The sequence below is a fragment of the Aeromonas sp. PS2Canimalfood6 genome (assembly GCF_048276795.1).
Taxonomy (GTDB): Bacteria; Pseudomonadota; Gammaproteobacteria; order Enterobacterales; family Aeromonadaceae; genus Aeromonas; species Aeromonas caviae.
Window position 1 is genome coordinate 19,704 of the sequence record NZ_JBLUXC010000030.1, and the last position, 12,645, is coordinate 32,348.

General features: G+C 67.3%; 5 protein-coding genes. All 5 read right to left on the reverse strand.

Annotated elements, in window-relative coordinates; all coding sequences use genetic code 11:
- Positions 1 to 43: 43 nt before the first annotated feature.
- From amoH to amoB, 5 genes are read right to left on the reverse strand one after another with little or no spacing between them, the layout of a single operon-like run.
- Positions 44 to 1,588, reverse strand: coding sequence for an amonabactin biosynthesis glycine adenylation protein AmoH (gene amoH, locus ACNPAA_RS13090; RefSeq protein ID WP_417891812.1), 1,545 nt, complete (start codon positions 1,586 to 1,588; stop codon positions 44 to 46).
- Positions 1,585 to 7,857, reverse strand: a complete 6,273-nt coding sequence (amoG, locus tag ACNPAA_RS13095; protein WP_417891813.1) for an amonabactin biosynthesis non-ribosomal peptide synthetase AmoG — start codon at positions 7,855 to 7,857, stop codon at positions 1,585 to 1,587. Before amoG ends, amoH begins: the two co-directional genes overlap by 4 nt.
- Positions 7,858 to 7,871: 14 nt before the next feature.
- Entirely contained in the window at positions 7,872 to 8,621 is a 750-nt protein-coding gene (gene amoA / locus ACNPAA_RS13100; RefSeq protein ID WP_017784697.1) for an amonabactin biosynthesis protein AmoA, read from the reverse strand.
- A 20-nt stretch (positions 8,622 to 8,641) separates the two neighbouring features.
- A complete protein-coding gene (gene amoF, locus ACNPAA_RS13105) occupies positions 8,642 to 11,731 on the reverse strand; it encodes an amonabactin biosynthesis non-ribosomal peptide synthetase AmoF (RefSeq protein WP_408823352.1) in 3,090 nt (1,029 codons plus the stop codon).
- A complete protein-coding gene (gene amoB / locus ACNPAA_RS13110) occupies positions 11,728 to 12,636 on the reverse strand; it encodes an amonabactin biosynthesis bifunctional protein AmoB (protein WP_336592920.1) in 909 nt (302 codons plus the stop codon). The genes amoF and amoB overlap by 4 nt, the downstream gene beginning before the upstream one ends.
- Positions 12,637 to 12,645: the final 9 nt, after the last annotated feature.

Here is a 12,645-nt window from a genome sequence, read left to right on the forward strand (position 1 = left end):
GGGCTTCTTTTTTATCCATCGCTCTTACCGTCCGGCAAGGCGACTACTCGGGCAATGGCAGCGCCTTTCTGTCGAGCTTGCCGCTGCCGGTCTTGGGCAGGGCATCCAGCAGGATGAGCCGCGCCGGCACCATGTAGTGCGGCAACGTCGCCTGCAGCCCCTTGCGCAGGGCGAGGCGATTGAGAGTCACCCCGCTTTTCGCCTCCACGTAGCCCACCAGCATGGCCTCGTCCCCCTCGCCCACCAGACGCACCGCCGCCTCCTGCACTCCGGCCTGGCGGCGCAGTCCCGCCTCCACCTCGCCGAGCTCGATGCGAAAGCCCCGCAGCTTGATCTGATCGTCGCGCCGTCCCAGATAGAGGAAGCGGTCCGCCCCAAGGAGGCGCACCCGATCGCCGGTGCGATAGAGGCGATGGGTGGCAAGGCGCAGGAAGGCGGCGCTGGTCAAGGCCGGCTTGCGCCAGTACCCCTCGCACAGGGCCGGGCTCTCGATGCAGAGCTCACCGCACTCCCCCTCTGCCACCGGCTGCCCCGCCTCGTCCAGCACCCAGTGACGATAGCCGGGCAGGCTGTGGCTGATGGTGATCTGCCCGCCAACCGGCGGCCAGATCACCTCGCTCACCAGGGACCAGACGGTGGCCTCGGTCGGCCCATAGCAGTTCCACAGCCGCCGGGGGCGGGCACAGAGCTGCTCGGCCAGACCTGGGTCCAGCGCCTCGCCACCGCACAGGGCGGTGAGGGTATTGCGCCCCTGCCAGCCCGCCTTGAGCAGCATGCGCCAGCAGGCCGGGGTGGCCTGCAGCCAGTTGATGGAGGGGTCGGCCTCGAGCAGGGCCAGCATCCCCAGGGGATCCTTGTTGTGCTCACCGCCGGCCACCGTCAGCCGGCCACCGTCCCAGAGCGGCCCCAGCATCTCCAGCAGCGAGATGTCGAAGGCCGGGGTGGTGATGAAGAGCCAGTGGCAGCCAGGTGAAAGCCCGAGCCGCTCACGGATCCCGTCGAGGAAGCAGAGCAGGGCCCGCCGGCTGATGACCACCCCCTTGGGCTCGCCGGTGGAGCCCGAGGTGAACATCATGTAGGCAGCCAGGGCATCATCCACTTGGGGCCAGGAGACCGGCCCTGCAGCTGCCGGCCCGTCGAGAGTGCGCAGCGGACAACCGAAGGCGGGAGCCGGTCTGTCGCCGTCGCAGATCACCGCCGACAGGCGCGCCTGGCGGGCGATCCCCTGCAGTCGTTCCACCGGAAAATCCGGTTCAAGGGGCACGAAGGTGAGACCGAGGCGCAGGCAGGCCAGCAGGCTGGCCACCAGATCGGGGCTGCGGGAGAGATAGAGGCCAACCCGCTCCCCCACCGCCAGCCCCTGCAAACGGGCGGCAATCTCGCCGACCCTGGCATTGAGCGCGCCGTAGCTGAGCCACTGCTCATCTGATCCGCCCTCACCGATACCCTCCCCGCCCATACGGATGGCAGGGGCCAGCGGGCTGGCGGCCAGACAGGCCGCCAGCCGCGCGCCCAGGTTGGCCGCCCCCTCACGGGGGGCGGGCCGGGTTTGCACGAGTTGAGCCTTATGCTTGATGGTCACCGTCATAGCGCGGCCTCCGTTTGGCACACCAGCCAGTGCCCATAGAGCCGGCTGGGGGATGGATGGGCCTTGAGGGTCTGCAGGGTGAGCGGCGCCCGCTCCTGGCCAAACGCCTCGTTGAGGGCCGCCAGCAGGGCGAGCTGCTGCACCGAATCCACCCCGAGTTCACACAGGGTCTGCAGCCAGATGCCGGGCACGCCGCACAGACGCTCCCACAGGGCCACCAGCACGCGGGCCTCGGCCGGCGGCTGAGCCAGGCTGGGCTCCGCCCTGGTGGCGACCACCAGCGGCATCACCGGGGACTGTACCGCCGCCACGCTGGCCGGCTGGCTCAGATCCGCCTGCGCCAGCCAGCCAAGCTCGGCCAGCCAGTCAGCCAGCACCGCCTCTGCCCGGGCCTCGGGGATCTGCTCGCCATCGAACTCGAGGCGCAGCTGGAGCGTCTCGCCCCGGCTGCTGACCACCAAGGAGAGCGGCAGCTCCACCTTCTCCACCACGGTGCCAAAGCGCGGCACCAGCTGGTGAGGTTCGGGGGCGACAGGGGCCACCGGCATGGGGTAGTTCTCGAACACGAACAGACTCTGGAACAGACGCGACCGGCCTTTGGTCAGTGCCGCCAGCGACTGGGTGCCGTGCTCATTGAGCGCCATCAGGTCGGTCTGCAACCGGGCGATATGCTCGGCCAGGGTCAGCTCGGTGCGCCACTCAAGCGCCAACGGCAGGCTGTTGATATAGAGCCCGACGCTCGCGGTGATCCCCTCGATGGGGTAATCCCGGCCCGGTGTCACGTTGCCCACCAGGGTGACGGCATCGCCAGAGCGACGAGCCAGCAGACGGTGCCAGGCGTATTGGGCCAACAGGCCTGCGGTCACGCCAAGCTCGCAGGCTCGGCGCGCGAGCAGGGTCGCTACCTCGGCCGGCAGCTCCGTGGCGCACACCGCCGGTCGCTGCTGGGTATGGCGCCCGCTTGCGCCAGCGTCCAGCGTCACCCCGAACAGGCAGGCGAGATCGTTAGGCTTTGTTAGCAGCTCCTCCCGCCCCTGCCAGTAAGCCTCGGCGCTGCGGGCTTGGCTGGCGATATGGCGGCCAAACTCGAGCCAGGCGGTATCCGGCTCGCCCTGCGGCAGCAGGCCGTTCATCAGCGCCTGATAGGCGCGATGCAAGGACCCCAGCAACACGGGGCCGCTCCAGCCATCCAGCACGCCGTGATGGGCGCTGAAGACAACCTTGTGGTGATCGGGGGCCAATTTGAAGCAGGCAAGCCGCAGCAGGGGCGCCTGCTCGAGCGGGATCGGGCGGGCCAGATCCTGCTCGCGATAGGCCTGGACCCGAGCCTCTGCATTTTCCACTTCAGACAAATCCTCATAGTGGAATGGCAGCTCGGCGCGCTTGAGGATGCGCTGCAGCGCCACCCCGTCCACCAGCACCAGTTCGCTGCGAAGGGCCGGCCAGCGAGCGATCTGCCCCTGCCAGGCCTGACGGTAGACCGCCACGTCCAGCGGCTGGTGATAGTCGATCTCGGTCTGCAGGTGATAGGCGTGATCCCGGGGCAGCAGCGCCCTGTGATGGAACATGCTCTGCTGCAGCGAGGTCATGGGCAGCAGGGTCTCCACCTCGCGCCCGCTCAGCACCCCATTGAGCGCAGCTTGCGAGAGGCCAAGCCCCGGGAAGTCGCTCGGGGTATGGCGTGGGACCTTCACGGTGCAGCAGTGCTCCACCAGCGCCGTCAGGTTGTCCGCCAGCCGCGCCATCAGGGCGTCGCTCGCCTGCTGGTTGAGGGCGCCCACCTGGCGCAGGGTGAGGCGGCCATCAAACACGCCCCCGTGCAGACTGACCAGCTCGCGCGGCAGGTTGTCAGGGGAACTTGGTGCCCCCGGCGCCAGCGGCAGGGGCTGCCAGGCTTGGCTTGCAACACCCTGATGGCTGACCCCCAGGTAATTGAAGACCACCAAGGCTTCGGGCAGTGCCCAGCCACGTGGGTGGTGCAGCCGCAGGGCGTTAAAGCCCACCCCCTTGTCCGGCACGGCGCGCAGCTGCTCCTTGGTGGCGCACACCAGCGCATCCCACTCCTTGGCATCCGCCAGCGCCAGCGGATAGGTGCTGGTGAACCAGCCGAGGGTACGGCTCACGTCGAGTTCAGCATCGATGGCCTCGCGGCCGTGTCCTTCCAGCATCACGCAGTGACGGTTGCCGTAACCCTGCTCGCTCAGGGTACGGGTCAGTGCCGCCAGCAGCAGGTCGGGCACCTGAGTGAAGTAGGCCTGGTTGGCGGTGTCGATGAGACGAGCCGTGGTCTCCTGACTCAGTTGCAGCAGGCTGGCGGCGGCGCGGCCATCGGTGGCGCGCGCAGCGATCAGCAGGTGACCCTGGCTGCCTTCCCCCTGAGCCAGCCAGAAGCCAAGCTGATCCTCTTCCCGTTTGGCGTAGGCCGCGAGCCCCTCACCCCACTGGCGATAGCTGCTGCCCTTGGCGGGCAGCGGCTCACCCCTGCTCACCCGGGCCAGATCCTCGGCCAGGATGCGCCAGGAGACCGCATCGATGACCAGGTGGTGGAAGGCAAGGAAGAGCCCCTCCACCGTCTCGCCCTCCCGATCCCCCTCCAAGGAGAGATTGCGCAGGCGGGCCCAGGCCAGGGTGTGGCCGCTGGCAGGGTCGAGCTCTCCCTGCAGCTCGGTCAGGCGGGCTTGCAGCTCAGCCTCATCGAGATTGGCGGCATCCAGGGTCGGCAGCGGCGGCAATGGCAGTTCGGCCAGGTAGCGCTGGCCGGTCGGGGTCACCGCCAAGCGCAGGGCATCGTGGTGCTGGCGCAGGGCATTCAGCCAGCCGCGCAGGTCCTCATCGTCCACCCCGGCCGGCAGGCGCAGGATCACCCCCTGGTTCCAGTGACCGGATTTGGCAAAGCCCTGCTCGAAGAACCAGTGCTGGATGGGGTGGAGCGGGAACTCGCCGGTCAGGCTGCCCTGCTCGCTCCTGTGGCTGACCGCCTGCTGCTGGCCGAGCTGGCGGCAGAGGCGGCGCACCGTCTTGGCTTCGAACACGTCCTTCACGCTGCAGTGCAGCCCCGCATCCCGCAGCCGGGTGGTGAGCTGGATGCTGAGGATGGAGTCACCGCCCAGACGGAAGAAGTCATCCTCCACCCCGAGCGGTTGCTTGAGCACCCCTTGCCAGATGGCAAGCACGGTCTGCTCCAGTTCGTTTTGCGGCTCTCCCTTGCTCTGCTGCCAGACGATGGCGGGCAGGCGGCGCAAGTCCAGCTTGCCGTTGGGGGTGAGCGGCATCTCGGGCAGCCAGCAGAGGCGCGCCGGCACCATGTATTCGGGCAGGCACTCGCCGGCCCGCTGCAGCAGGGCATCGCCGTCGGGCTCGTTCGCCCCGGCCTGCAAACAGGCATACGCCAGCAGGCGCCCCTCCTGCACCACCACCTTGATCTGACGAATGGCCGGGCACAATTCGGCAAGCCGGGTCTCTATCTCACCCGGCTCGATGCGATAGCCGCGCAGCTTGATCTGCTCGTCTATCCGGCCCAGATACTGGATGTTGCCGTCGCGGCGCAGCAGGGCCCGATCGCCGGTGCGATAGAGGCGATGGGTACGTTCCTCATTCGTTGCATCAAAGGCCAGCTCGATAAAGGCCTCCTGGGTGCGCTCCGGCAGATTGAGGTAGCCACGAGCCAGCCCCAGCCCTGCCAGGCAGAGCTCGCCTGGGACCCCCACCGGGCAGAGGTTGCCCGCCTCGTCCAGGATCAGCGCCTTCAGGTTGTTGACGGGTCGACCGATTGTGATGGGCGCCCCCGGGGTGAGCCGCGCGCAGAGCGCGGTGACGGTGCACTCGGTCGGGCCGTACATGTTGAACAGCGCCACCCGCTCCCCCCAACGCTCCACCAGGCTGCTCGGGCACGCCTCGCCGCCAAAGCCGATGGCCTTGAGGGAGCCGAGATCCGCCGCTGGCAGCAGGTTCGCGAGCAGGGCGGTCGGCAAAATCATATGGCTGGCACCCCGAGCGATCGCGGCACCGATCACCCCCTCGCCCGGCTCCCCGAAGTGCAGGGCCGCACCGCAGTACAGGGGCAGCAAGCTGGTCATGTTGCCGGCATCAAACGAGAGGGACATGCAGTTGAACATGGCCCCGTTCTGATCAAGGGCGATGCGCTCACCGTGATCCGCCATCAGATTGACCAGGCTGCCCTGCTCCACCATGACCCCCTTGGGCAGGCCGGTGCTGCCGGAGGTGTAGATGATCTGGGCCAGCATGGCAGCGTCCCGAGGCAATGCAGGCGTGCTGGCTGGCATCTTGTCCAGCGCCAGCCCGTGCAGATCGTGATATTCGGCCGTCGTGCCCGCCAGCGCCTCGCCAAGGCGCGGGTCCGGCACGCCCCCCAGCACCAGGCTGATGGATGCATCGCCAAGGATATGGGCCAGCCGCTCGGCGGGATAGGCAGGGTCGAGGGGCACATAGGCCGCCCCCGCCTTCCAGCAGGCGAGCAGGGCGATGACGAAGGCCATATCGCGCCTGGCCTGGATGCCGATGGCGGCGCCCGGGGTGACGCCGCGAGCCAGCAGCCAGTGGGCCAGCCGGTTGGCACGCGTTTCCAGCTCGCCATAGGTCAACGATTGCGCGCCGTCGCTGACCGCCAACGCGTCCGACAACTGAATAGCGCGCCGCTCGATATGACAGAGCAGGGTGTCGCGGCTCGGATAGTCCGGCGGCAGGTCGGCAAGCTCGGCGGCCAGCGCGGCCTGGTCGGTGCCCGCCTCCAGCGGCAGTTGCCAGATGTCGGTCTCGGGGGCCTCCACCACGGCGCGCATCAGGTGCAGCAGGCGATCGGCGTAGGCCTGGATGGTCTCTCGCTCGAACAGGGCGGTGGCAAACAGCCAGTCCACCCTGACGGAGTCCATCAGCTCGGTCACCTTGACCGAGATGTCGGTCTTGGCAGGCAACACAGGCGAGGTCTCCTCCACCAGCTGGCAGCCGGGGATGAGATCGTTGAAGTCCACCTTGGCCTGATACACCAGCATGATCTGGAAGATGGGGTTGATGGCGGTGGTGCGATCGGCGCCGATGGCCTCGGCCAGCGCCTCGAAACGGTAGAGCTGGTGATCGAAGGCCGCCAGATCCTCCTCCCGGCACTGCTGCAGATAGTCGACAAAGCTGGGCTTGCCGCTGAGTTGAGTGCGCAGCACCAGGGTGTTGACGAAAAAGCCCACCAGGGACTCGATCTCGTGACGCTCGCGATAGGCAAGCGGGGTGCCGATCACCACCTCCTTCTCGCCGCTCTGGCGCACCATCAGCAGGGCAAACAGGGCGTGCAGACCGATGAAGTTGGAGGTGCTGTGCCGTTGGCACAGGCGCTTGAAGCTCTCCCACAGGTCGCTCTCGATGGTGGAGAAGACCAGCTCGCCGCCGCTGTCCTGATGGGCCGGGCGCGGCTTGTCGAGCGGCAGACCGTGCACCTCGGGGCTGCCACCGAGCCGCTCGACCCAGAACGGCTTGAACTCGGCGTGATAATCGAGAAAACGCGGTGAGTTGAACCAGCGGGCATAGTCGATGTAGGTGAGCGGCAGCTCGCTCACCTGCAGAGGCTCGCGGTTCTGATGGGCAAGAAAGGCACGCTTGAGATCCGCGAACATGTTCTTGACCGACCAGCCGTCGGAAATGATGTGGTGCTGGGTGATCAGCAGTACGTGCTCGCGGCTGCCCAGCCGAATAAGATGCACTCGGCTGAGATCCCCCTGGGTCAGGGAGAAGGGACGCCCAATCTCTTCCCGCACCCGGCGGGCCACATAGGCCTCGTGCTCGGCAATGGGCTCTGCGCTCACGTCCTCAATCTGCAGCTTGAAGGGCACGTGGGGCAGGATCTCCTGCGCCCCCCTGCCCGCCTCGTCCTTGATGAAGCGGGTACGCATGCTGGGGTGGCGGGCAAACAGGTGATCGAAGGCAAACTCCAGCGCCGCCGTGTCCAGCTCTCCCTTGACGCGAAAATAGACCGGCATGTTGTAGAGGTGGGAGGCCTCCTCGTACTGCTCGATAAACCAGAGCCCGCTCTGGGACGACGAGAGCGGCCCCTGCAAGGCCCCCTCGGAGATGATAGGGGCCTCGAAGGCGGCGCGGGCCGCCAGGCAGCGCACCAGCTCATCCTTGTGGGCCTTGATGGTGGCGCCGATGGCCGGCGTTACCGCCTCCTTGCTCGACTGGGAGATAAGCTGGCCCTTGTCGTTCAGCGCAAGCTTCACTCCCTGCCGTTCCAGCTGTTTCAACAGCAAAATCATATTGTTCATCTGTTTCTCAAGCCTCAGGCACTCAGGGTGGCGCCGCCGTCGACGACCAGATCCTGCAGCGTGATGTGGCTGGCCAGATCCGAGGCCAGGAAGAGGACGGTATGGGCGATCTCCGCCGGGGTGGCGACCTTGCGCAGGGGGATGCCAAGCTTGAACTGCTCCGGCAACCCGGCAATGGTGCGGGCCATGGCCTCCTCGCTTGGCAGCATGCCGCGCAGCATGGGGGTATCCGTCGAGCCCGGCGACACCAGGTTGGCGCGCACGCCGAAGGGGGCCAGCTCCAGCCCCACCGTCTGGGTCAGGCTGGTGACCGCCGCCTTGGAGGCACAATAGGCCGCCATCTGCATGCGCGGCACATGGGCAGCGTTGGAACCGATGGTGACGATGGCACCGCGCCGCTGCCCCTTGAAGTGGGGCACCAGGGCCCGCAGCAGATAGAAGACGCCGCTGGCGTTGACCGTCATGCAGTCGTGCCAGTCGTCATCGCTTAAGGTTTCGGTGGGGCCGAGGCGCAGCACCCCGGCCCCGTTGACCAGCACATCCAGCCCGCCGTCCGCCAGCAGCGCTGCGCAGCAGGCGTTGACCGCCTTCGAGTCACCGATATCGAGCAGCCGGGTGGCATAGGGGTAGTCGGCTTCGGGAAACGCCAGATCCAGCCCCACCACGGCGGCGCCGGCCGCCACGAACTGCGTCGCCACCTCGCGGCCGATGCCGCGCCCGGCTCCGGTCACCCAGACCCGCTTGCCAGTGAAATCAAAGGCCATTGCTTGTTGCTCCTTGCTCATCACCACACCATCTCCACGCTCTCTTCGTCTTCGGCAAGCAGGCCGTCGAGGAAACGGCAGAAGTCATCGAGGCGCGGGTGATCAAACACGTCGGAGACCTTGACCTGCACCCCGAACTCGGCGCCGAGCCGGTTCACTATCTGGATGGTCTGCAGGGACTGGCCCCCCAGTTCGAAGAAGTTGTCGGCAGGCCCCATGGTGGCGAGTCCCAGGATCTGCTGCCAGATGGCGCCGACCCGGTTCTCGGTTTCGCTGCCCAGGGTCAGGGCTTCGCCGCCCGCCTGGTAGGCGGCTAGCAGGGCCTTGCGATCCAGCTTGTTGGAGCCGGTGCGGGGCAGCTGGTCATAGTGGCGATAGTCGGTGGGGATCATGGCGGCAGGCAGCACCCTGGCCAACTGCGCCTTGATGACCCGGCTGTCGCGCTCCAGCCCCGCCACGAAGGCCACCAGTCGGCGCACGCTGCCGATGCTCACCCCCTGCACGCATGCCTCGTCCACCCCCGGCAGGGCCAGCAACTGGGCCTCCACCTCGCCGGGCTGGATACGATAGCCGCTTATCTTGAATTCGTTATCGCGCCGGCCGAGGTAGACCAGCCGGCCAGCCACCAGGCGCACCCGATCGCCGGTGCGATAGACGGGCATCAGCTCCGCGCCAACCCGCAGGGTGCCAAAGCTCCCTTGCACACCGCCCACGTAACCATTGGCCAGTTGTGGGCCGAGCAGCACCAACTCTCCTTCCTCGGCAGGTTGCTCCCCCGCCCCCAGAATAAGCGCCTGCATGCCGGGCAGCGGCAGGCCGATGGGCAACTGGGCCTGGCTCGGGTCTTCCTGTTGCAGCTCCTGGGTGGTCACCACCACAGTGGTTTCTGTGGGGCCGTAGGTGTTGAACAGGCGCACATCGGAGCGGCCCTGGCGCTGCCACTGGGCCAGCTGCTCGGGGTAGACCGCCTCGCCGCCGATGATGACGGTGGTAAGCCCGGCAGGAATGTGGGCCTGACCCGCCGTCAGCGCCACCACCCATTCGTTCCAGAAGGCGGTGGGCAGGTCGAGGTGGGTGATCCCCATCTGCTCCACCCCGGCCGCAAAGGCGGGCATGGATTCGAGCAGGGCGTCGGTGCGCAGCACCAGGGTGGCACCGGCGCTCAGGGTGGCGAACACCTCCTCGATGCTGGCGTCGAAGTTGAAGGGGGCGAATTGCAGCATCCGCGCGTCTTCATCCAGGTGGTAGCGGCAGCGGGCGGCGGCGGCGAAGTGATCCAGCGCGCCGTGGCTCACCGCCACCCCCTTGGGCAGGCCGGTCGAGCCCGAGGTGAACATCAGGTAGGCGACGGCGCGGCCGGCGGCCGGCTGGTTGAGCCGATCACCGCTCACCAGATCCCCCGCCAGCAGGGTGCGCCCCTCAAACAGGCTGGCCAACTTGTGGCGGTACTCGGCCTGGGTGATCAGGGTCTTGACCTCCCCCAGTCGCAGGATATGGCCCTGACGCTCCAGCGGCTGCTCGGGGTCGAGGGGCACATAGACGGCGCCCGCCAGCAGCACCGCCAGCTGGGCGAAGATGGCCTGTGGCGTGCGGGCCAGCATGACCCCCACCTTGTCGCCGGGGGCGACGCCTGCGGCCTGTAGGGCAGCCGCCATCTGTTCGGATCTGGCCAGCAGCGCCTCGTAGCTGAAGCGGGCCTCTCCCTGCTCCAGCGCAACCTTGTCAGGGGTCTGGGCGGCGAAGTGGCAGAGCGCCTCCAGCACCGGCCGTGTCTTGATCACTTCATGGGCGGGGCCGGTGATCAGGGCGCTGGCTCGCTGCTCGGCCAGCCAGTCGGCCTTGAGCGTTCCCAGGGTCTGGGCGGGCTCGGCCAGCCAGCGTTCCAGCAGGGCAAACAGGGTATCGGCGATGGCCGCCAGATCGGCCTGCTGGTAGCAGTCGGGGTTGGCGTCCAGATCCAGGCGTGGCTGGCCATCGACGCCGACCTGCACCTCGATGGTGAGATCCTCCACCGGGCCGGCGCTGATGTTGAGAATATGGGCAGATAGCGGCCCGAAGCGGCGAGCGTGATCAAACGGCATGATGTTGACCAGCGGGCCGAACAGGCGCTTGTCGCCCCCCACCAGGCCAAGGTCGCGGCGCAGCAGCTCGTAGCGGTAGTGCTGGTGCTTGCGCACCCCGCGCTTGGCCTTGGCCACGGCGCCGGCAGCCCCCGCCAGATCCAGTTCTTCACCCAGAGTCAGCGCCAGCGGGGTAATGTTCATCTGCATGCAGGGCACGGTCAACGATGCCGAGCCGATGCGGTTCATCATCATCAGGCCGAGCAGGGTCTGGCCCTGGCCGCTCGAAACCGACAGCTGGGCAGAGAGGCCGGCCAACAGCAGATCGGGCCAGCCCAGCTTGTGCTCGTCGGCAAAGCCGGTCAGGGATAGCCAGAGCGCCGCCGGCAGCGGGCGGCTCTCGCGGATAAATTCGGCCGCGATGGGGGCTCGGGATTCGCTGAAGGAGCGCACCTCGGGCCATTCCTTCAACTGCTCCTGCCAGAAGGCGCGGGCGGCGGCGTTCTTGCCGCTCTGCTCGCGGCTCACCTCTTCGGCCAGCACCTCCGCCAACGAGCCGAAGGGGGATGGGGAGTTCATCTCACCGGCCAGCCCCTCGGCATACAGTTCGGCGATGCGCTGGAACAGCAAGGTGGTGCCAAAGCCATCGAGGGCGATGTGGTGCACGCAGCTGTAGAGATAATCGCGGCCGGGGCCGCGCAGCAGGGCGAAACGGCAGGGTGCCTCTTGGGTCAGCTCGAACGGGCGGCGCAGATCGGCCCAGGCCCAGGCGCGGGCCAGCGTCTCGTCATCGTGCTCGAGGGAGACCTCTTCATAGGCCAGGGGCAGCTCATGCGAGACGAAGCAGACCGCCTCATTATCGTCTTCGAAGTGGCCCTTGATCGCCTCGCACTCCCCCACCGCCTTGGCAAGGGCCGCGACCAGCACGGCCGCCTCGACCTTGCCGTCGAAGGCGATGCACTCGGCGGTGTTGAACATCGCCTTGTCGTCATTGAGCAGATGTCCGGACCAGAGCCCCTGCTGGGGAATGGTCAAGGGGAAGCGGTTCATGGGGTCACCTCCAGCGCCTGGGCTGCCAACTTGGCCTCGATGAGGCGCCACCAGCCATTGAGGGTCGGCAGCTTGGCGAGATCCACGAAGCCGAGCTCCACCCCGGCGGCGCGCCACTCGGTGAGCAGGGCCATGATCCGCACCGAATCCAGACCGTAGTCGATGAGGTTCTCGTCGGGGTCAAACTCATCTTCGTCCTCGTCGATATGACTCAGCAGCCGTGCCTTGAGCCCCTCATACGTCAGCAACGGATTGCTCTGGACGGCAGAAGCGGCAACCGGCGCAAGGGCCAGCACCTCCTCGCAGGGGATCACCTTGCCGCAGCGGGTTGCCACGTAGTCGAGCGCCATCTGGTGATCGGCCAGGGAGAAGTCTGCCACCCCGTCCGCCAGGAAGAAGGGCTGGATGTCGCGCATGAAGGCGTCGCAGGCGGTCATCATGCAGCCGATATGGCCGTAGATGCCGCCGATGATCAGCTGATCCCGTCCCAGCGCTTTGAGCATCTGCTCCAGCTCGGAGCGCTGGAAGGCGCTGTAGCGCCACTTGACCAGCACGGTGTCGTCACGCTCCGGGCGCAGAGCGGCCACCACCTGCTGCTGCTCGGGCCGCTTGTTGAGACCCGGGCCCCACATGTCGTTGAGCAGGGCGCGATCTTCAGGGGATTGATCCTTGGGCTGGGCGGTGTAGAAGACCGGGATGCCGAGGGCCTTGCACTGCTTGCGCACGGCGGCCAGACGCTCGGTCAGGGCCGCGATCAGCGGGCTGTTTTCGCCATAGAAGGCGGTGAAGTACTCCTGCATGTCGTGGATCAGCAGGGCGGCGCGTTTGGGATCCAGAGACCAGTCGACCTTGTTGGCCTTCCACTGGCTGGGCATGGCGTAATTGTTCAGGGTTGGGATAGCCATAACGTCATG